Here is a 21,322-nt window from a genome sequence, read left to right as displayed (position 1 = left end):
TAGAGGCTAATTTGGCTCTCAAATTTTTTAACTGAAAATCACAACTCCCGCAGCAACCAGCTGCTCGCCATGGCGAAATACTCGCGCAGCCAGGCGTTGTAGCGGATGTAAAGCGGTGTGGGGGCTGCCACCGGCAGCGTGCGGGTGTAGCCCACCTTGCGGGCAATGCGTTGCGCGCGCACGGTGTGGAAGTCGCTGGTAACCACTGCCACGGCAGCTTCTGGCCCCAGCCCTTGGGCTTGCAGCAGGGGCAGGCTGTAGCGCAGGTTCAGCTCGGTGCTGGTGCTGCGCTCTTCCTGCAAGATACGACGCGCATCCAGGCCCTGTGCCCGCAGGTAGTTGCCCATCACCTGGCCTTCGCTCAAGGTCTCCCCAAAGTCCACCCCGCCAGACACCACCACCCACGTTTCGGGGTGCGCCTGGGCCAGCTCATGGGCCTTGTCCAGCCGGGCACGCAGTGCGGGTGAAGGCTGCCCTTGCGGCGTGCCGCTGCCCAGCACCAAGATGACCTGGGGCACCATGCCTATGGTGGCGTTGTCAGCTTGATCGATCTGGCGGGTCAGCACCCACCAGAAGGCCGCCACGCTGAGGGCCCAGAGCAACAACAACGCCCAGCCCATGCGCCACAACCCGCGCCGCAGCGCCGTGCGCCCGCGCCACGCTTGCACGCGGTGCCAGCGCCACGCCAGCCAGGTGCCCGCGGCACCCAGCGCAGCAGGCACCGTCACGCCCATGGAGAAGTAGCCCAGGGCCATCAAGACCAAGCCATCCGCCAGCAGCACCGCACCAGCGATGGCGCACACCCACCGCAGCGCAGGCCACTGCGCACCGGGCGTGGGCGAGCTGCCAGCCAGCGGCGCAGTGCCCAAACCAGAGGTCACTGGAATTCCAGAATCACCTGGTCTACCGCCAGCGATTCGCCCTTGCCAGCCACGATCTTGCCCACCACGCCGTCTTGCGCGGCAAAGAGGATGTTCTCCATCTTCATGGCTTCAATCACCGCCAGCTTCTCACCCGCCTGCACCTTCTGGCCGGGCTGTACGGCCACATCCACCAGCAGGCCGGGCATGGGCGAGAGCAGGAACTTGGACAGATCTGGCGGTGCCTTGTAAGGCATCAGCTGGTGCAGCCGTGCACCCAGCGGCGAGAGCACCATGGCTTCGATCTGCGTGCCGTTGTGCGCAATGCGCAGCGCCAGCGGGTTCTTGCCCGCGCCGCGCTCCACCTGGGCCGTGAAGCCCTGGCCGTTGCAAGCGCCCTGCACGCGGATCTGGCCCAGTGTGGCATTGCTACTGATTTGATAGCTTTTACCGCCCACCAATACTGCGCTGGAGCCCGATTTGTCTTCAAAGTCGGACACCGTCACCTCGTGGTGCTGGTTCTGCCCTTCGGCGCCCAGCGTGACCACCACAAACTGCTCGCCCACCTTCACCTCATGCCCGGCCAGTTGCCCGCTGATGCCCGAGGCGCGGGCGCGGTAACGGCGGTTCATGAATGCGGCCAGAGCCACCAGGAAGAGCGGGTCGTCGTGCGGCACGTCTTCGGCATGGAAACCCTTGCCGTAGTGCTCGGCAATGAAGCCGGTGTTGAACTGGCACGACACAAACTTGGGATGCGCCAGCAGTGCCGCCTGGAACGGGATGTTGCTGCTGATGCCGCGAATCACAAACCCGTTGAGCGCCGCACGCATTTTGGCAATCGCATCATTGCGGTCCGAGCCGTGCACGATGAGCTTGGCGATCATCGAGTCGTAGTACATGGGGATCTCGCCGCCCTCGTACACGCCCGTGTCCACCCGCACGCCCAGCTTCTTGCTGGTGTCGGACTGGAACATGGATTCCTCTGGTGGCTGAAAGCGCACCAGGCGGCCCGTGGACGGCAGGAAGTTGCGGAACGGGTCTTCGGCGTTGATGCGGCACTCGATCGCCCAGCCGTCGCGCTTCACATCGGCTTGCGTGAGCGGCAGCTTTTCGCCCGCCGCCACGCGGATCATCAACTCCACCAGGTCCAGGCCAGTGATGCATTCCGTCACCGGGTGCTCCACTTGCAGGCGGGTGTTCATCTCCAGGAAGTAGAAGTCCTGGTCCTTGCCCACGACAAACTCCACCGTGCCCGCGCTTTGGTACTTCACTGCCTTGGCCAGCGCCACGGCCTGCTCGCCCATGGCCTTGCGGGTGGCGTCGCTGATGAAGGGCGATGGTGCCTCTTCAATCACCTTCTGGTGGCGGCGCTGGATGGAGCATTCGCGCTCGTTCAGGTAGATCACGTTGCCGTGGCTGTCGCCCAGGATCTGGATCTCGATGTGGCGCGGCTCCTGCACAAACTTCTCGATGAAGATGCGGTCGTCGCCGAAGCTATTGCGGGCCTCGTTCTGGCAACTGGCAAAGCCTTCGAACGCTTCCTTGTCGTTGTAGGCCACGCGCAGGCCCTTGCCGCCGCCGCCCGCGCTGGCCTTGATCATCACGGGGTAGCCGATGCCCTTGGCAATTTCCACCGCCTGCTCGGGGCCTGCAATCGCGTCGTTGTAGCCAGGAATGGTGTTGACCTTGGCTTCGTTGGCCAGCTTCTTCGAGGCGATCTTGTCGCCCATGGCAGCAATCGAGTGCGCCTTGGGGCCGATGAAGGCAATGCCTTCGTCTTCGCAGCGCTGGGCAAAAGCTTCGTTTTCAGAGAGGAAGCCGTAGCCGGGGTGGATGGCCTGTGCGCCCGTCTGCTTGCAGGCGGCAATGATTTTCTCGGCCTGCAGGTAGCTTTCGCGGCTGGGTGCGGGGCCGATGTTGACGGCCTCGTCGGCCAGCTTGACGTGGCGGGCTTCCTTGTCGGCGTCGGAGTAGACGGCGACGGTGGCGATACCCATTTTCTTGGCCGTTGCAATCACTCGGCAGGCGATTTCGCCACGGTTGGCGATCAGGATTTTGGTGAACATGACAAGTTCCTCAAACGAAATTTCAAAAACCGGTAACCAGAACAGAGGGGCAGCGCTGGCGTAGGCAGTCCACAAACTGCTGCTTCTCACGCGGCGACACGAGCACACTGCGCGCGGCACCAAACTGCACCCGCACGCGGTCCAGCGACAGTGCGGGTGATGACAACCAGCTGCGGGAGGGCGATATCTGCCGCACCTCGCTCAGCTTGATTTGCCAGCGAAGCGGGCCGCTTCGAATCTGCAATTCATCAGCGGTGACCGTGTAACGGGTATCAAGCAGCAGCCAGACGGGCAGTCCGAGCGTCAACAGAACCACACTGCCCAGCACAGCAGCCTCTGCCGCAGATGCTGAGGACCAGGCCATAGGGCCTGCAGTGGCCAAGCAAGCACCGCCCGCACCCAAGGCAGTGGCTGCAATCCAGCCGTCCACCTTGGATGAAAAAGTGACGTCGGGCGAGCGTGCAGTGGCAGTCATGGCGCTTTGTGCTGTGCGATCAGAGCGGAATATTCCCGTGCTTGCGCCAGGGGTTCTCGATCTTCTTGTTTTGCAGCATCACCAGACTCCGGCAAATGCGCTTGCGCGTCTCGTGCGGCAGGATCACATCGTCGATAAAGCCGCGCGCGCCCGCCACAAACGGGTTGGCAAAGCGCTGCTTGTATTCGGCCTCGCGGGCAGCGAGCTTGGCGGGGTCGTTCTTGTCTTCGCGGAAGATGATTTCCACCGCGCCCTTGGCACCCATCACCGCAATCTCGGCGTTGGGCCAGGCCAGGTTCACGTCGCCGCGCAGGTGCTTGGAAGCCATCACGTCGTACGCGCCGCCGTAGGCCTTGCGGGTGATGACGGTGATCTTGGGCACGGTGCACTCGGCATAGGCGTACAGCAGCTTGGCGCCGTGCTTGATGATGCCGCCGTACTCCTGGCTGGTGCCGGGCATGAAACCGGGCACGTCCACAAACGTGACCACGGGGATGTTGAACGCATCGCAGAACCGCACAAAGCGCGCGGCCTTGATGCTCGACTTGATGTCCAGACAACCGGCCAGCACCAGCGGCTGGTTGGCCACGATGCCGACCACCTGCCCTTCCATGCGGGCAAAGCCGATCAGGATGTTCTTGGCGTATTCGGGCTGCAGCTCAAAGAAGTCCCCGTCGTCGACGGTCTTGAGGATCAGCTCCTTCATGTCGTACGGCTTGTTGGGGTTCTCGGGCACCAGCGTGTCCAGGCTCAGGTCCATGCGGTCGGCCGGGTCGTTGCTCTTGCGCACGGGGGCCTTCTCGCGGTTGTTGAGCGGCAGGTAGTTGTACAGCCGCCGCAGCATCATGATGGCTTCGACATCGTTCTCGAACGCCATGTCGGCCACGCCGCTCTTGGTGGTGTGGGTGATGGCGCCGCCCAGCTCTTCGGCCGTCACTTCTTCGTGCGTCACGGTCTTCACCACTTCGGGGCCGGTCACGAACATGTAGCTGCTGTCCTTGACCATGAAGATGAAGTCCGTCATGGCCGGGCTGTACACCGCGCCGCCCGCGCAGGGGCCCATGATCATGCTGATCTGCGGCACCACCCCGGATGCCAGCACGTTCTTCTGGAAGACGTCGGCATAGCCGCCGAGGGACGCCACGCCTTCCTGGATGCGGGCGCCGCCCGAGTCGTTGAGGCCAATGACAGGCGCGCCGACCTTCATGGCCTGGTCCATCACCTTGCAGATCTTCTCGGCATGGGTTTCGGAGAGCGCACCGCCGAACACGGTGAAGTCCTGGCTGAAGACGAACACCAGGCGGCCGTTGATCATGCCGTAGCCGGTGACCACGCCGTCGCCCGGCACCTTGTTGTCCTGCATGCCGAAGTCCGTGCAGCGGTGCTCCACGAACATGTCCCATTCTTCAAAAGTGCCGTCGTCCAGCAGCAGCTCGATACGCTCGCGTGCCGTGAGCTTGCCCTTCTTGTGCTGGGCGTCGATGCGCTTCTGGCCCCCGCCCAGGCGGGCAAGTTCGCGCTTTTTCTCCAGTTGGTCCAGGATGTCTTGCATGGTCGTCCTTCGGTGAAATGCTGTCTCGTTGGAATGGGGTTGCTATTTATTCAATAGCTGCTTGCGCTTGTCCTGATTGCGCTAGCAGCAGATTTCTTGCTGCAGTGGACGCTGCGATGCGCCCCGCCACCACGTCCTGCTGCAACTGCGGCAGCAGCGCGCGCACCTGCGGGTGCTGACGGAAGGCGAGCTTGAGGCCAGCCTCAATGCGTTCCCACATCCAGGCCAGGGCTTGTTTTTCGCGGCGCTGGGCGAGGCGGCCGTTGGCGGTTTGCAGTCGGCGGAATTCGCTGACGGCGGCCCAGAAGCCATCAACCCCCTGCCCCAGCAGCGCACTGATCTGCACCACCTTGGGGTGCCACAGCGCAGCGTCATGGTGGGCGGTTTCGGGGTTGCCATGCTGGCCGAGCAGGCGCAGGCTGGATGTGATCTGCGCCTCGGCTCGCGTGGCGGCGTTCTTGTCGATATCGGCCTTGTTGATCACCACCAGGTCGGCAATCTCCATCACCCCCTTCTTGATGGCCTGCAGGTCATCGCCCGCGTTGGGCAGCTGCATGAGCACGAACATGTCCGTCATGCCCGCCACGGCGGTCTCTGACTGGCCCACGCCCACGGTCTCGATGATGACCACGTCATAGCCCGCGGCTTCGCACACCAGCAATGCCTCGCGCGTTTTCTCGGCCACACCGCCCAGCGTGCCGCTGCTGGGGCTGGGGCGGATGTAGGCTTTCTCATGCACGGAGAGGTGCTCCATGCGTGTCTTGTCGCCCAGGATGGAGCCGCCCGAGACTGTGCTGGAAGGGTCCACCGCCAGCACCGCCACGCGATGACCTTGGCCGATCAGGTACAGGCCCAGCGCTTCAATGAAAGTGGACTTGCCCACGCCCGGCACGCCGCTGATGCCCAGGCGGAACGACTTGCCGGTGTGGGGCAGCAGCGCCGTGAGCAGCTCGTCCGCCTGCGCGCGGTGGTCGGCGCGGGTGGATTCGAGCAGGGTGATGGCTTTGGCCATGGCGCGGCGCTGCAGGGGGCCATCGCCCCCGACAATGCCGCGCTGAATCGCTTCAGGGGTCACGCTGCCACAGCCTTGCGAATCTGCTCCAGCACATCCTTGGCGCTGGCCGGGATGGGGGTGCCGGGGCCGTAGACGCCCTTCACGCCCGCTTCGTACAAGAAGTCGTAGTCCTGCGCCGGGATCACGCCGCCGACGAAAACGATGATGTCGTCCGCGCCCTGCTTCTTCAGCTCGGCAATGATCGCGGGCACCAGCGTCTTGTGGCCAGCGGCCAGGGTGCTCACGCCCACGGCGTGCACGTCGTTTTCAATCGCCTGGCGGGCGCATTCCTCGGGGGTCTGGAACAGCGGGCCCATGTCCACGTCAAAGCCCAGGTCGGCAAAGGCGGTGGCCACCACTTTGGCGCCGCGGTCGTGGCCGTCCTGGCCCAGCTTGGCGATCATGACGCGGGGACGGCGGCCCTGGTCTTCCGCAAAGGCGTTGATTTCGGTCTTGAGTTTTTCCCAGCCTTCGGCCGAGTCATAGGCAGCTGCGTACACACCGGTCACCTTTTGCGTGTCGGCGCGGTGGCGCCCAAAAACCTTTTCCAGCGCATCGCTGACCTCGCCTACTGTGGCGCGCAGGCGGATGGCCTGAATGGACAGATCCAGCAGGTTGCCCTCGCCCGACTCTGCTGCAGAAGTGAGAGCATCCAGCGCTTGCTGCACCTTGGCTGCGTCGCGTTTTGCCTTGATTTCCTGCAGGCGGGCAATCTGGCCGTCGCGCACCTTCATGTTGTCGATCTCAAGGATGTCGACTTTGTCTTCCTTAGGCAATCTGTACTTGTTGACGCCGACGATCACGTCACGGCCAGAGTCGATGCGCGCCTGCTTCTCGGCGGCGGCGGCTTCGATCTTGAGCTTGGCCCAGCCGCTGTCCACGGCCTGGGTCATGCCGCCCATGGCTTCGACCTCTTCGATGATCTTCCAGGCAGCGTCCATCATGTCCTGCGTCAGCTTTTCCATCATGTAGCTGCCAGCCCAGGGGTCGATCACGTTGGTGATGTGGGTTTCTTCCTGGATGATGAGCTGCGTGTTGCGCGCAATGCGGGCGCTGAACTCGGTTGGCAGGGCAATGGCTTCATCGAGCGCATTGGTGTGCAGCGATTGCGTGCCGCCAAACACGGCCGCCATGGCTTCGATGGTGGTGCGCACCACGTTGTTGTAGGGGTCTTGCTCGGTCAAGCTCCAGCCCGAGGTCTGGCAGTGCGTGCGCAGCATCAGGCTCTTGGGGTTCTTGGCGTTGAAGCCCTTCATGATGCGGCACCACAAGAGGCGTGCGGCGCGCATCTTGGCGACTTCCAGGTAGAAGTTCATGCCGATAGCCCAGAAGAAGCTGAGGCGGCCGGCAAAGTCGTCCACGTCCATGCCCTTGGCAATGGCGGTCTTCACATATTCCTTGCCGTCGGCCAGGGTAAAGGCCAGTTCCAGCGCCTGGTTGGCCCCGGCTTCCTGCATGTGGTAGCCCGAGATCGAGATCGAGTTGAACTTGGGCATGTTCTTGCTCGTGTACTCGATGATGTCGCCGATGATGCGCATGCTCGGCTTGGGCGGGTAGATGTAGGTGTTGCGCACCATGAACTCTTTCAGAATGTCGTTCTGAATGGTTCCGCTGAGCTTGTCTTGCGACACGCCCTGCTCTTCCGCCGCCACCACGTAGCCTGCCAGCACGGGCAGCACCGCGCCGTTCATGGTCATGGATACGCTCACCTTGTCGAGCGGGATCTCGTTGAAGAGGATCTTCATGTCCTCCACGCTGTCAATCGCCACACCGGCCTTGCCCACATCACCTGTCACGCGGGGGTGGTCGCTGTCGTAGCCGCGGTGCGTGGCCAGGTCAAACGCCACACTCACGCCCTGCCCGCCTGCGGCCAGGGCCTTACGGTAGAAGGCGTTGGATTCTTCGGCGGTGGAGAAGCCTGCATATTGGCGAATGGTCCAGGGGCGCACTGCATACATGGTGGCCTGGGGGCCACGCAGGAAGGGCTCGAAGCCGGGCAGCGTATCGGCGTAAGGCAGGTCTTGGGTGTCTGCTGCGGTGTAAAGCGGCTTGACGGTGATGCCATCGGGAGTGACCCAGTTCAGCGCATTGACATCGCCACCGGGGGCCGATTTGGCCGCTGCCTTGGCCCAGGCCTCTAGCGAGGCAGGTGCGAACTCGGGGGCGTTGTTCTGGGGGGTGTCACTCATGGCGAAAGCTTCTCCGAAGATGGCGTTGGGGGTCGTCGCACGCGACGCTCGGTGGGCACCGATGTGGCGGGCAGTTTACATCATTCATAATTATTCATTCAAAATATTCCGCCCAGCTTACAATCCGGCCCATGTCAGCCATCACCCTCACGCCCAAAGCCTTGTACGAAGAAGTTGCCGAGCAATTGCGCCAGCGCATCTTCCGGCGCGAGCTGGAGCCCGGCAGCTGGATTGACGAGCTGAAGATTGCAGAAGAATTTGGCATCAGTCGCACCCCGCTGCGCGAAGCGCTGAAGGTGCTGGCGGCAGAAGGCCTCGTCACGATGAAGGTGCGTCGTGGCGCCTATGTGACGGAGATGAGCGAAAAGGACCTGCGCGACGTGTACCACCTGCTCAGCCTGCTGGAGAGCGACGCCGCAGGCGTAGTGGCCGAGCGCGCTACCGACGCACAGATCGAGAGCCTGCAGGACCTGCATGCCGAGCTGGAGGCCGCGATGGCCGACCGTGAAAAGTTCTTTGCCGTGAACGAGCGGTTTCACATGCAGGTGCTGGAGATGGCCGACAACCGCTGGCGCAGCCAGATGGTGGCTGACCTGCGCAAGGTGATGAAGCTGAACCGGCACAACTCTCTGTTCAAGCAGGGCCGGATTGCGGATTCGCTTGCAGAGCACCGCGCCATCCTCGCAGCCCTGACAGCACGCGACCCAGAGGGCACACGCAAAGCCATGCAGGAGCACTTTGCGCAGGGTCTGCAAGCGGCCACCTGATCGGGCTGTTGCGCCGCAAGGCGAGGCCTGATGCATCGCAAGGCCTGGGGCAGTTGCTACAGCTTCTTACAAAACCCGAGCGGGTCAGTGGCTATGATCCAGCGGCTTTGATAAAGACTAGGGTTAGTACCTAGCCTGCCGCACATGACCACCCCACCACCCGACCTCGCCAGCGTACAAACGCTTCCCCAACTTCTTGCGTACCGGGTGGCCAGCACCCCGGAGGGCGAGGCTTACCGGGCTTTCGATCCCGCCACCCACGCCTGGCAAAGCCTGAGCTGGCGCGATGCAGCCCAGCGCATCGGCCGCTGGGCCCAGGCCCTGGCCGCCATGCAGTTGCCGCACGGCGCGCGCATTGCCATCTTGCTGCCCAACGGGCTCAATGCCCTGTGCGCCGACCAAGCCACCCTGGCCACGGGCTGCGTGCCCGTGCCGCTGCACGCCATCGACAACCCCGGCAGCATTGCCTACATCCTGGCGGACTGCGAGGCTTCGATGCTGATCCTGGGACAGCGCGAGCAGTGGGAGAAGGTGCGGGCCACGGGGGTGGAGTTTCCAGCGCTGCGCGCTGTGGTGTTTACAGACCCGGACGAGAGCGAATCCCTGGATGTGGGCGAGCTGCCCGCCGATGGCCCTGCACTGGGCTCGCTGCAACAGTGGCTGGAGGGGGCAGATCACGCAGGCACTACAACGCCTGCGCAGGCACCCCGCGGCCCGGCGGCAGATGATCTGGCCGCCATCGTCTACACCTCGGGCACCACCGGCAAGCCCAAGGGGGTGATGCTGACCCACCACAACGTGCTCAGCGATGTGAAGGCCGTGATGCAGCGCATCTCGCCCACCACGGCAGACGTTTTCCTCTCGTTCCTGCCCCTGTCGCACACGTTTGAGCGCACGGGGGGGTATTACCTGCCGATTGCTGCAGGCAGTTGCGTGGTGTATGCCCGCTCGGTGCCCCTGCTGGCCGAAGACCTCAAATCGGTTCGCCCCACGGTGCTGGTGTCGGTGCCACGCATTTACGAGCGTATCCATGCCAAGTTGCTGGAAAAGCTGGCCCGCTCGCCCTGGAAGATGCGGCTGCTGGAAGCGGCGCAGGCCAAAGGCTGGGCGCTGTTTTGCAGACACCAAAAGCTGCTGCCCGACACCGTGCAGACGGGCAATGACTGGCTGCACGCCCTGCCCTGGCCCTTGCTGCAGTGGCTGGTGGCCAAACCGCTGCTGGCGCAGTTTGGGGGGCGGGTGCGGGTGGCGGTGAGTGGCGGCGCACCGCTGTCGCCCACCATCGCCCGTTGCTTCCTGGGCCTGGGGTTACCGCTGATTCAGGGCTACGGCATGACGGAAACATCGCCCGTGGTGTCCGTCAACTCGCTGGAAGACAACGACCCCGCCTGCGTGGGCCGCGCCCTGCCCGGCGTGGAAGTGCGCATTGGCGACAACCGCGAGCTGCAGGTGCGTGGCCCCATTGTGATGAAAGGCTACTGGAAGCGGCCTGAGGACACGGCCCGCATCCTGTCTGCCGACGGGTGGCTGGGCACGGGGGACCAGGCAGACATCGTGAACGGGCGCATCTACATCCGGGGGCGCATCAAGGAGATCATCGTCACCTCCACTGGCGAGAAAGTGCCGCCCGGTGACCTGGAACTGGCCATGCTGGCAGACCCGCTGCTGGAGCAGGCGTTTGTCGTGGGCGAGAATCGTCCCTTCATCGCCTGCGTGGCTGTGCTGCGCCGCCAGGAGTGGTTGCGCCTGGCGGCAGACCTGGGGCTGAACCCGCAGGAGGCGGCCAGCCTGAACCAGCCTGCGGTGCACCGCGCTGTGCTGGCGCGCATTGAACGCTGTACTGCCAGCTTTGCACGCTACGCCGTGCCCCGTGCAGTGCATTTGACGCTGGAGCCGTGGACGATTGAAAACACCTTCATGACCCCGACGCTCAAGCTCAAGCGCACCAACCTGATGGCCCACTTTGAGCAGGCGATTGAGGACATGTACCAGCGGCCGCAGGGGCGTTGAGGCCCATCACACCATTGCTGCATTAAGCAACGGCACCTCATCCACTGCATACACCGCGCCAAAGCGGTTGCCCAGAAAGTCCGGCAGGCTCACCGCCTCTTGCCCGACAAAGCCCTGCGCAGGCAAACGTCCCTGGGCTACCAGATCAAGCGCGGTGCAAATCCCGGCCGCCGTGGTGCGCTGGATGGCGCTCAGGCGGTGTCCCCCTACTTCCGCCCCCAGGATGCGAGCGGAGTACGAGTGCTGCACCAGCTTGCCGCCCTGCAGGCCCGTGGCCGTGGCAAAGATGACGATCACGTCCTGATCGGTGGTGGGCACCGCGTTTTCCAGAATGTCCTTGAGCAGATCGCGCCGTTCGCGCAGGCGCAAGTCGTTGAGCAGCAGCTTGAGGATGGCGCAGTGGCCGGGATAGCGAATGGACTGGTAATCCACCTGCCGCGCGCGGCCCATGAGCGTGTGGGTGAGCATGCCCAGCCCGCCCGAGGTGTTGAACGCCTCGTACTCCACACCGTCGAGTGAAAAGGTCTCCAGCCCTTCCAGTGCAGGCACAGTGGTGCGCACGCCATCCACAATCGCTTCGCAAGGGTTGCAGTATTCGTTGATGAGGCCTTCGGTGCTCCAGGTCAGGTTGTAGCGCAGAGCTCCCTGGGGGTAGCGCGGCAGCGCCCCCACCCGCATGCGCAGCGTATGCAGCTGCTCAAACCGCCGGGCCAGATCGTGCCCCACGATGCCAATGAAGCCCGGGGCCAGCCCGCATTGCGGCATGAGCACGCTGGTGGCGGCCGCCCCACCCTGCCCCGTGGCGGCCAGCGCCTGAATCGCGTGGGTGCTCTGCACATCCTCCGTCAGGTCAAAGTAATGCACATCCTCCGCTGCACACAGCGTGGCCACCGTCACGGCCTGGTGGTAGGGCAAGGCATTGAGCACGGCGTACTGACCCGCCACGGCAGCTTTCAGGTCGTCGGCATGCTGAATATGCCGGGTTGCAATGCCCAGGGCCGTCACGGCGCGGAGCCTGTCGGCATCACGATCAGCCACGGTGAGCTGGTAGCCGCCGCCCTGCTGCAGCATCAAGGCCATGGCAAAGCCAATGTGGCCTGCGCCCAGAATGCAAACGCTGCGCAAGCCGGGGGCGGGATTCAGATTAGCCACAGAAACAGGCAGGGTGGGCATGGTGGTCATGGCTGTGCTCCTCGGTCAAAGGGATGGGCTGCAGGCCCTGCTGGGTAGCGCCTGCAGGCATGAGGAGATGCTAGGCTGGGTGGGTGTCAATGTGTAGCTTCAAAATCACCGCTATGCGCCATTACTTACGTCAGTCCGACGAAAATTGGAGGCAAAGCGTCAAAATGCGCTTCACCTTGGGTTTGAATACGTGTTTGTGTGGAGCGACTTGATGACCCCTTCTCTGGACGACACCGACCGGCAATTGCTGAGCCTGCTGCAGGCCAATGCCCGTGAGGGCACCGCGCAACTGGCCCGCCGCCTGGGGCTGGCGCGCACCACAGTGGTGGCGCGCATAGCCCGGCTGGAGCGTGCGGGCGTGGTGGCGGGTTACGGCGTACGCCTGGGCCCGGCGATGGATGCAGGCAGTGTGCGTGCCTGGTGCAGCATCAGCGTGCTGCCGCGCACTGCACCTGCCGTGCTGCAGGCGCTGGAGCGCATGCCCGAGGTGGAGGAAGTCTCGGCCGTGAGCGGGCCGTTTGATTACCTGGTGTTTCTGCGTTGCCCCAGCCATGAGCGGCTGGATGCCTTGCTGGACACGCTGGGCCAGCTCGACGGCGTGCGCCAGACCCAGACCAGCATTGTGCTGAGCCGCAAGCTGGACCGGCGCAGCGCGGGCGCATGACCGTCGCCCGGCTCAGAATGCTATCTAAAGCATAGCTGCCTGCGCTTGACTGACGTGCGCTAGCAGCGATTTTGATGCCTTTCAAGCTTCAAACTGAGTGGGGTTTTTGCCGCGAATGGGGGCATAGAACGCCTTGATGGCCGCCATGTCGCGGTCAATGTCTCCCGTGGGCTCGAACACGGGGCCCAGTCCCCCCACCTTGCGCCCATAGTCCACAAAGGCCAGAACAATCGGCACGCCCGCCTGCTGGGCAATGTAGTAGAAGCCGGTTTTCCAGTGCCGCGTCTTGCCCCGGGTGCCCTCGGGCGGCACGATGAGCTGCATGGGGCCCTTGGCGTCGCGCATGGCCTGGGCGGACGATGCCACGAGGTTATTGGCCTGCTGCCGGTTCACCGGCACCCCGCCAAGCCAGCGCATGACGGGGCCGAAGGGCCCTTTGAACAGGCTGTGCTTGCCCATCCAGTACACCCGCAGCCGCAGCGAAAAAGCCAGCATCAGCGTGTAGGGCAGATCCCAGTTGCTGGTGTGCGGGGCGGCAATCAGCACGCTTTTGTGGGCGTTGGCAGGCAGGCTGCCCTCGACCTTCCACCCCGTCAGGCGCAGTGTGGCCATGGAAAAGGCGCGCAGCAAAGTGTTGACCACCGGCGTGTCAAAAATGGTGTGATGCATGGGAAAAGGCAGACCAGACAGTGTGCAGACGCCGCAGGCGCGGCGACGCCGAGTATCGCCGAAACGTTTGGCAACACCTTGCGTTATTGCAAGTTCGCCGTCCTGGCTTGTGCAGCGGGGAGCCAGTTCAACGAAGGTGGAGAAGGTCTTATGACTATCAAAATGCTAGCTGCCTGCGCTCAATTCATGGGCGCAAAAGCCACTTTTTATCCATTGCTCAATAAACGCCGCCCAATGCACTTTCACAGCACGATGGGATAATCCCGCCCTTTCGCTGCGCGCCATGCCCATGTGCATGCCTTGTCGCCGCCCCACCTCCCCCTTCTGACCGTATCCCGTGCAAACCGCCTACAGCCCCTGGCGCATGTCCGTCGCCCCCATGATGGACTGGACTGACCGCCACTGCCGCTACTTTCATCGCCTGCTGACACGCCACACCCTGCTCTACACCGAGATGGTGAACGCGGGCGGCATCCTGTTTGGGGGGACCGAGCGGCACCTGCGCCACAACGCGGAAGAGCACCCCGTGGCCCTGCAGTTGGGGGGCAACGAGCCCGACAAGCTGGCGCAGGCCGCCAAGCTGGGTGAGCAATGGGGCTATGACGAAATCAACCTCAACTGCGGCTGCCCCAGCGACCGCGTGCAGCGTGGTGCCTTTGGTGCCAGTCTGATGAAAGCCCCGCAGGTGGTGGCCGACTGCGTGAAAGCCATGAAGGACGTGGTGCAGGTGCCTGTCACCGTCAAACACCGCATTGGTATCGACAAGGACGAGAGCTATAGCTTTGTGCGCGACTTCATCGGCACGGTGGCGGATGCTGGTTGCACGGTATTCATCGTGCATGCCCGCAATGCCTGGCTGCAGGGCCTGAGCCCGAAGGAAAACCGCGACATTCCGCCCCTGCGCTACGAGGTGGTGCACCAGCTCAAAGCGGACTTTCCGCAGTTCACCATCGCCATCAATGGCGGCATCACCACCGATGCGGTGGTGCAAGAGCAATTGCAGCACCTGGATGGCGTGATGATTGGGCGCGAGGCCTACCACAACCCCTGGTGGCTGGCGCAGTGGGATGCGCTGTACTACGGCGGGCAGCCCTGCGCCCTGAGCCGGGAGGACGTGGAACTGGCCATGGTGGAGTACATGGAGCGCGAGGCTGCCCAGCACGGCACGCCGTGGGCGCACATCGCCCGCCACATGCTGGGCCTGCGCCATGGTTTGCCGGGTGCCCGCATCTGGCGGCAGGTGTGGAGCAACCACCTGCTCAAGGATCGCCCCGCGCGGGAGGTGTACCAGCACGCCCAGCAGGCGGTGGCCGAATCGCTGGCGCACCACCGCGAACACTGACCACGGAAGGCCGTTAGCGCCTGTTTACCCGCCAGCCACCTGGCTTTCGATCCAGGTATCCAAGGGCTGCGGGCGGCCGAACAGGTAGCCTTGCAGGCACTCGCACTGGTTCTCGATCAGGAAGTCGGCCTGGGCCCGGGTTTCCACACCTTCTGCCACCACCCGCAGCTGCAGGTGTCCGGCCACCGCCAGAATTGACTGCACGATGGCTGTATCACTCGGATCATCGGGGGCGTCCTGCACAAAGCTCTTGTCGATCTTCAGCTCAAAGAGCGGCAGGCGTTTGAGGTAGGCAAGGCTGGAGTAGCCCGTGCCGAAGTCATCGATGGAAAAGCGCAGACCCAGCCGCACCAGCTCTGTCATGCGGGCAATCGTGTCGTCCAGGTTTTCGATCAGCAGGCTCTCGGTAACTTCCAGGATCAGCAGCTCTGGCCTGGCTCCCGTCGATGCCAGCACATTGCGGATGCGGTCCACAAAATCCTCTTGCCGGAACTGCCGCTCACTCACGTTGACCGAAATGGTGATGAACTGGCCTTTGGCTTGCAGTTTGGCCAGCGCTTCGCACGCCTTGCCAATCATCCAGTCGCCCATTCGGAGGATGAGGCCTGAGGATTCTGCTACCGGAATGAACCGGCTGGGCGGCACGTTGCCCCGCTCAGGGTGTTGCCAGCGCATCAGCAACTCCCCGCCCACGACCTTGCCTGCCGAATCCACCTGCGACTGCACGAACACCGCCAGCTGCCCTTCGGTGGTGGCTTTCTTGAGGTCTTGCTCCAGTGCCAATCGCTCCTGCACATCTGCCTGCATGGCCGCTTCGTAGAAGCGGATGCGATTGCGGCCCATGTCTTTGGCCCGGTACATGGCCGTATCCGCTTCGCGCAGTAGGTCTTCTGCCCCTTCCGCCTGTTTGGGGAACAGTGTGATGCCGATGCTGCTGGTGCTGCTGTAGAGATGGGTGTGGATGTTGTAGGGCACTTCCAGCGCTGCTCGCACGGTCTCTGCCACCAGCAATGCGGCACGCCCGGCGCTTTCAATATCCACCCCCAACTGCCCCACCAGCATCACAAATTCATCACCGCTGAGCCGGGCCACGGTGTCTCCGGGGCGTAGCAGGCCGTGCAGGCGCTGGGCCACCTGCTTGAGCAGGACATCCCCCACGGTGTGCCCGCGTGCATCATTGATCTGCTTGAAGTTGTCGAGGTCTACAAAGATCACCGCCCCGATGTGGCCAGACTTTTGTGCCGCCGCCAGGGCCTGCTCCATCCGGTCCAGCAGCATGCGGCGGTTGGGCAGCTCGGTCAGCGCATCAAAATAGGCCAGCTGGTGAGACCTTGCCTCCGCCTTCTTGCGCTCGGTGATGTCTCGCGACAGCGCAATGAAACTGGGTGGTTGACCTGGCTCATCGCCTGGCTTGCGCGCTATGGATAGTTCAAACCAGTAGGTGTGCCCCTGCACATCCAAATAGAACTGCTGCCCTGCCGAATACCCGTTGCTCGTTGCGGCCTGGATGGCTGCGCGGCAACCTGCAGCAGCCTCGGGCTGGACGATATCTTCCAGCCGCAAGCCCACGAAGCTGTGCGCTGCGCTGGCCAATGGCGCAAGGTGACCGCTGCGGCAGTAGGAAATGCGCCCATCAGGCCCAATTTCCATCAACAGGTCTGGAATGGCGTGCAGGGTGCTTGCCAGTTCATCCCGTGCAGTGCGCAACTCTGAGGTCATGGCATAAGCCAGCGCCTCAGCCCGCGCGCGCGCCGTGGCAAGCAGCCAGGCAAACCAGCCAAGCACGATGCTGAGTGCGGCGCCAATCAATGCGGAGAGGTGGTGCGTTTCGTATTCGTACCGCTCCTCAAAGGCAGGCAGGGGCACCATGCGGAGATTCCAGGTGCGACCACCCAACTGCAAAGGGCGCACCAACTGGCGTTTGGCCTGACCATGCTCCAGTCTGGCGTCGGTGTACAGGGGCTGCCCCCCTTCCATAGCATCCCCGTCAAACACATCCAGACCGATGTCGGCATCCCATTCGCGCGAGAGTCCGGCAATCACATCGGCCAGATGGAACGGAGCCGACACCCAGCCCCGCAAGGCTGCGCGGCGCTGTTGCACGGTTTCGAGCGGTGCTCCAGGGGCGTAGATGGGGAGGTACATCACCAGCCCCTTGGGACCGCCCGCAGGGCCATCCTGCGCCAGTGTGAGCACGCCCGTGAGTGCCAGTTGCCCGGAGTCCGTCGCGCGCTCCAGGGCCTCTTTCGCAGGCGTGAGGGTCAGGATGTCCAGACCCAACACCCGCTGGTTTTCAGCATCCAGCGGTTCGATATGGGTAACGGTGGCATAGGTGGCCCGATCCCCTGCTGGGCGCACCGTGTAGTCTGGAAATCCGCGTTGTCGCATGTCCTGAACATGCGCTGGCAAAGCGGCGGCCGACAGCTTCAGGATGAGTGAAATCCCTTTGAGGCCAGGCCTCGTCTCGCGCAGCTGAAGGGATTCGACATAAGCCCGAAACTCATCCCGGTCGATGCGCTCGGAGCCTTCAAAGTAACCCCGCGTGCCGCGCAATACCAGCTCGTAGGTGGCCATGCGATCGGCAAGGTTGTACGCCATGCGCTCGGCGGCTACCTGAAAGTTGAGATCACGCCTTTCCCGACTGTTGCGCTCTTCACTGCTCCAGTGTGCGTAGGTCAACCCCAGCATGACCAACGACAGGACCGGCGCCAGCACCCAACTCCAGCGTCGCTGGAAAACGGCTGGCGAACTGGCAGACGGATTTTTTTCCTGGGCAGGTGGCATCGGTGAGGAAGGGGCGCGCCATCTCCGGGTGGCATGGCGCGCGGCCCATTATCAACAACAGTGCGGTGGCGGGAAATGATTTTTTACAAACAATGGAGCAGAACACCACAGTGTCTTCAGAGGGGGCACTGTGTTTGTGTACCCTACTTGCCTCCCCCAGGCTCTTGGAACAGATTCTCAGAGTCACTTCTCAGTCCCCTTCACTGATCACATGGCCCAGATTCCTGTCGAGTTGGAAGAGAACCAGTTTCGCGTCTTCTATGCGCAAAGGCACGATCAGCTGAAGGCTGCGTGCGAGCAGGTCATGCGTGCGCTGGAGTTGTTGCTGAAGGCAGCGCCGGGGCTGGACATCTCCAAGGTGGAAGGCCGCGTCAAGGACGTAGACGAGTGCATTCGCAAGTTCCGCCGCAAGTACCGGGCGGCGCTGGAAGAGCGCAATACGCCGTACGAGATCCAGCACTGGATCACCGACCTGATTGGCGTGCGCGTGGTGTGTCTGTATGAAGATGAGCTGGAAAAAGTCGCCCAGCTGGTGCGTTCACACTTTGACGTGATTGAGGTGACAGACAAGGTGGCTGCCGTAGAAAGCACCGAAACGGAGTTTGGCTACAAGGGGCTGCACATGGACCTGCGCTTCAATGCGACGCAGGCTGCCCTTTCAGAGAATCAAGCAGCCGCCCTGTGGCCGTTTGAGTTGCAGATTCGCACCATCATCCAGGACTCATGGAGCGTTCTGGACCACAAGATCAAGTACAAAAAATCCATTCCCAGCCAGCTCAAGCGCCGTATCAATGTGCTGTCAGCCCTGTTTGAGCTGGCCGATCGTGAGTTTCTGCAGATCCGCGATGCCACAGCGGCCGAACTGCTGCAGGCGCCAGACGAAACCGCCACCTCTTCAGCAGACCCGGGCGAACCGGAGGTTCCGCGGCCCAGCAGACAACCCCAGGCTGGCAGCGAACTCAACGCGTTCACTTTCCTCAAGATCGCCAACCACTTCTTCAAGGATTTCGACTTTGAACCCGGCAAGGTAGACAGCTTTGTTGCCGATATTCAGACGTGGCAGCCTGGAATGACGCGATCGCAGTTCAACGAGCTGCTGCGTCACACGATCGGCACCGTCAAGCGCTACAAGCAGCACTTTGAGGAGCAGAACCCCCAGGGCTCCTTCAACCCGTTCACGGTGATCCGCCATTGCCTTTATCTAGGGCAGAAGACCCAGTTCCGCCCCGCTCTGCGCAATGCGGCTCGTGAGGCTTTTGAAGCGTGGCTACAGGAAAATCCGGTTTGAAGCTTGTGAAAAGTAGAAAAAAACCAAGGCTTGCGCCCTTCCATCAAGCGTAGGCAGCTATATATTTGATAGCAATCTCCGGCTTTGGGGTGGACGGGTGATGCTGGCACCTTGCACGCAAAAGCCGACCGCTCCATCCGTTGTCGCATAGGCGACTGGCGATTGGTGGTTTTACTCCATTGCGATGCCTCACTCTGCTGCTATATTGCACTGCAACATAACGGAGTTTGGCCCCATGCTCTACCAGATCTACGAAACCCAGCGCTCTTTGATGGAGCCTTTTGCTGACTTTGCGCAAGCAGCGTCCAAGTTGTTCAGCAATCCCCTGTCGCCCTTCAATCAGGTGCCCATGGCCCAGCGTCTGTCTGCGGGCTACGATCTGCTTTACCGCCTGGGCAAAGACTACGAAAAGCCCACTTTCGACATCCCCAGTGTGGATGTGGACGGCGTGGGTGTAGCCATCCACGAACGCGTGGAGGTGAACAAACCGTTTTGCGAATTGCGCCGGTTCAAGCGCTTCTCCGATGACCCAGCCACCCTGACCAAGATCAAGGGCCAGCCCGTAGTGCTGATCGTGGCGCCCTTGTCGGGCCACTACGCCACGCTGTTGCGGGACACGGTGCGCACCATGCTCAAGGACCACAAGGTCTACATCACCGACTGGAAAAATGCCCGCCTCGTCCCCCTGGAAGATGGTGAATTCCATCTGGACGACTATGTGAACTACGTGCAGGAATTCATTCGCTACCTGCAAGGCATCTATGGCAACTGCCATGTCATCAGCGTGTGTCAGCCCACCGTGCCGGTGCTGGCAGCCGTTTCGTTGATGGCCAGCCGTGGCGAGACGACGCCCCTGACCATGACCATGATGGGTGGACCTATCGATGCCCGCAAGTCCCCCACGGCCGTGAACAACCTGGCCATGAATCGCAGCTTTGAGTGGTTCGAGAACAACGTCATTTACCGTGTTCCGGACAACTTCCCCGGCGCTGGCCGACGTGTATACCCCGGCTTCTTGCAGCACACAGGCTTTGTGGCCATGAATCCCGACCGCCACGCCAACAGCCACTACGACTACTTCAAGAACCTCATCAAGGGTGATGACGCCAGCGCTGAGGCCCACCGCAAGTTCTACGACGAGTACAACGCGGTGCTGGACATGGATGCGGATTACTACCTGGAAACGATCAAGACCGTATTCCAGGATTTCCAACTGGTTCACGGCACCTGGGATGTTCGCTCGCCCGAGGGCAAGGTAGAACGTGTTCGCCCGCAGGACATCAAGACCACTGCCCTTTTCACGGTAGAGGGCGAACTGGATGACATCTCCGGCTCGGGGCAGACCGAGGCGGCTCATGACCTTTGCACAGGGATCGTGCGCAAGGAGCAACGCCATCTGGAAGCCAAGGGCGCCGGCCACTACGGCATTTTCAGCGGCCGTCGCTGGCGCGAGATTGTCTATCCCCAGGTCAAGGCATTCATCCTGGAGCACCAGCCTGCGCAGCCAGCGGCTCACAAACCCGCTGCCAGCAAGGCCGCAGCTACGCGTTCAGGGGCTGCGGCTCCTGCAGCTGTCGAGCCCTCTGCGGCAACGACGGTCACTGCTGCCCCCACCGCCCGCACCCGCCGTGCGGCGCGTAAGGCTTGATCGCTGAAAAGCCCGCCGTGGCGGGCTTCCTCAGTGACTTGGCTCGCCGCATTGATGCCGCATTGCCCCAGACCCAATGTACCCGCTGCGGCTACCCCGACTGCGCCAGCTACGCGCAAGCGGTGGCCATCTCAGAGGCTGAGATCAACCAGTGCCCTCCCGGCGGCGCGGAAGGTGTGCAGCGTTTGGCAGCCATCACCGGGCGCTCCGCCCTGCCGCTCAACGAAGCTGTTCATGGGCCTGAGTCATTTCGAACCGTGGCTTTCATTGATGAACAATGGTGCATAGGATGCACGCTTTGTTTGAAGGCCTGCCCCACGGATGCCATTGTGGGTGCCAACAAGCTCATGCATACGGTGATTGAAACCTATTGCACCGGCTGCGAACTGTGCGTCCCGGTCTGCCCGGTGGATTGCATTCAATTGGAAAACGCCAGCGGCCAACAGACGGGGTGGAATGTCTGGAGCGTTGAGCTTGCCCAGCAGGCGCGCGAAAGGTACCAGACACATAAGCTGCGCCAGCGAAACGGCTCTGAGGACGAAGAGGGAGCCCCGTCCACGGAAAGCACTGAACCCGCGGCTATTCACACCGAGGCAGCAAACCCTCTGCCAGCCGGTTCTGTGGATGATGGGGGAGCGGCAGCACGCAAAGCAGCGATTGCTGCGGCCTTGGCTAAGGCTCGTCAAAAGCTCTCTAGCTGATAGTGCCTCAAGTCCCTGCCGCGCTGCTGTGAGCTGAGAGCAGCAGACGCTTAAGGCAAGACTCGGTTATC

Annotated in this window: 16 protein-coding genes; 7 read left to right on the top strand and 9 right to left on the bottom strand. The window is 62.6% G+C overall.

Annotation, left to right across the window (positions count from 1 at the left end):
- Positions 1–38 precede the first annotated feature (38 nt).
- The 6 genes from AACH87_RS11940 to scpA are packed head-to-tail and all read right to left on the bottom strand — an operon-like array spanning position 39 to position 8,196.
- Complete coding sequence (locus tag AACH87_RS11940; protein WP_338794663.1) at positions 39–881, bottom strand: YdcF family protein; 843 nt, start codon at positions 879–881, stop codon at positions 39–41.
- Positions 878–2,926 (bottom strand): acetyl/propionyl/methylcrotonyl-CoA carboxylase subunit alpha, encoded by a 2,049-nt coding sequence (locus tag AACH87_RS11935; RefSeq protein ID WP_338794662.1) that lies wholly within the window; start codon positions 2,924–2,926, stop codon positions 878–880. Before AACH87_RS11935 ends, AACH87_RS11940 begins: the two co-directional genes overlap by 4 nt.
- 22 nt (positions 2,927–2,948) lie before the next feature.
- Positions 2,949–3,401, bottom strand: a complete 453-nt coding sequence (locus tag AACH87_RS11930) for a PH domain-containing protein (protein ID WP_338794660.1) — start codon at positions 3,399–3,401, stop codon at positions 2,949–2,951.
- A gap of 19 nt (positions 3,402–3,420) precedes the next feature.
- A complete protein-coding gene (locus tag AACH87_RS11925; RefSeq protein ID WP_338794659.1) occupies positions 3,421–4,953 on the bottom strand; it encodes an acyl-CoA carboxylase subunit beta in 1,533 nt (510 codons plus the stop codon).
- Positions 4,954–4,999: 46 nt separating this feature from the next.
- Positions 5,000–6,028, bottom strand: a complete 1,029-nt coding sequence (meaB, locus tag AACH87_RS11920) for a methylmalonyl Co-A mutase-associated GTPase MeaB (RefSeq protein WP_338794658.1) — start codon at positions 6,026–6,028, stop codon at positions 5,000–5,002.
- Positions 6,025–8,196 carry a methylmalonyl-CoA mutase gene (scpA, locus tag AACH87_RS11915; RefSeq protein WP_338794657.1) on the bottom strand — a complete coding sequence of 724 codons (2,172 nt, stop codon included), beginning with the start codon at positions 8,194–8,196 and terminating at the stop codon, positions 6,025–6,027. Before scpA ends, meaB begins: the two co-directional genes overlap by 4 nt.
- Before the next feature lie 131 nt (positions 8,197–8,327).
- Between scpA and AACH87_RS11910 the strand changes: the two genes are divergently transcribed.
- Together AACH87_RS11910 and AACH87_RS11905 are read left to right on the top strand one after the other, a co-directional pair.
- The gene (locus tag AACH87_RS11910) at positions 8,328–8,963 is read left to right on the top strand and encodes a GntR family transcriptional regulator (RefSeq protein WP_338794656.1); all 636 of its coding nucleotides are present in this window, start codon (positions 8,328–8,330) and stop codon (positions 8,961–8,963) included.
- 144 nt (positions 8,964–9,107) lie between these two features.
- The gene (locus AACH87_RS11905; protein ID WP_338794655.1) at positions 9,108–10,973 is read left to right on the top strand and encodes a long-chain fatty acid--CoA ligase; all 1,866 of its coding nucleotides are present in this window, start codon (positions 9,108–9,110) and stop codon (positions 10,971–10,973) included.
- 6 nt (positions 10,974–10,979) lie between these two features.
- Here AACH87_RS11905 and AACH87_RS11900 read toward each other — a convergent pair whose 3' ends face one another.
- Positions 10,980–12,146 carry a saccharopine dehydrogenase C-terminal domain-containing protein gene (locus tag AACH87_RS11900; protein ID WP_338798935.1) on the bottom strand — a complete coding sequence of 389 codons (1,167 nt, stop codon included), beginning with the start codon at positions 12,144–12,146 and terminating at the stop codon, positions 10,980–10,982.
- Positions 12,147–12,366: 220 nt separating this feature from the next.
- Here AACH87_RS11900 and AACH87_RS11895 point away from each other — a divergent pair, with 220 nt between their 5' ends.
- Positions 12,367–12,819 (top strand): Lrp/AsnC family transcriptional regulator, encoded by a 453-nt coding sequence (locus AACH87_RS11895; RefSeq protein ID WP_338794654.1) that lies wholly within the window; start codon positions 12,367–12,369, stop codon positions 12,817–12,819.
- An 81-nt stretch (positions 12,820–12,900) separates the two neighbouring features.
- Here the strand turns inward: AACH87_RS11895 and AACH87_RS11890 are convergent, their stop codons facing one another.
- Complete coding sequence (locus AACH87_RS11890; protein ID WP_338794653.1) at positions 12,901–13,488, bottom strand: lysophospholipid acyltransferase family protein; 588 nt, start codon at positions 13,486–13,488, stop codon at positions 12,901–12,903.
- 379 nt (positions 13,489–13,867) lie between these two features.
- Here AACH87_RS11890 and dusA point away from each other — a divergent pair, with 379 nt between their 5' ends.
- A complete protein-coding gene (dusA, locus tag AACH87_RS11885; protein ID WP_338798934.1) occupies positions 13,868–14,830 on the top strand; it encodes a tRNA dihydrouridine(20/20a) synthase DusA in 963 nt (320 codons plus the stop codon).
- 24 nt (positions 14,831–14,854) lie between these two features.
- Here dusA and AACH87_RS11880 read toward each other — a convergent pair whose 3' ends face one another.
- Positions 14,855–17,614, bottom strand: a complete 2,760-nt coding sequence (locus AACH87_RS11880; protein ID WP_338794652.1) for an EAL domain-containing protein — start codon at positions 17,612–17,614, stop codon at positions 14,855–14,857.
- Between the two features lie 211 nt (positions 17,615–17,825).
- On the opposite strand from AACH87_RS11880, the gene AACH87_RS11875 reads away from it, so the two are divergent.
- From AACH87_RS11875 to AACH87_RS11865, 3 genes are all read left to right on the top strand, one after another.
- Positions 17,826–18,902, top strand: a complete 1,077-nt coding sequence (locus AACH87_RS11875; protein WP_338794651.1) for a (p)ppGpp synthetase — start codon at positions 17,826–17,828, stop codon at positions 18,900–18,902.
- Positions 18,903–19,137: 235 nt separating this feature from the next.
- Positions 19,138–20,550 carry a polyhydroxyalkanoate depolymerase gene (gene phaZ, locus AACH87_RS11870; RefSeq protein ID WP_338794650.1) on the top strand — a complete coding sequence of 471 codons (1,413 nt, stop codon included), beginning with the start codon at positions 19,138–19,140 and terminating at the stop codon, positions 20,548–20,550.
- A gap of 38 nt (positions 20,551–20,588) precedes the next feature.
- Complete coding sequence (locus tag AACH87_RS11865; RefSeq protein ID WP_338794649.1) at positions 20,589–21,251, top strand: RnfABCDGE type electron transport complex subunit B; 663 nt, start codon at positions 20,589–20,591, stop codon at positions 21,249–21,251.
- Positions 21,252–21,322 lie beyond the last annotated feature (71 nt).

Origin of the sequence: Acidovorax sp. DW039 (assembly GCF_037101375.1) — a bacterium.
Classification (GTDB): Bacteria; Pseudomonadota; Gammaproteobacteria; order Burkholderiales; family Burkholderiaceae_C; genus Acidovorax.
Note: the sequence above shows the minus strand (reverse complement) of the source record. Positions and strands in the feature narration are given on the sequence as shown.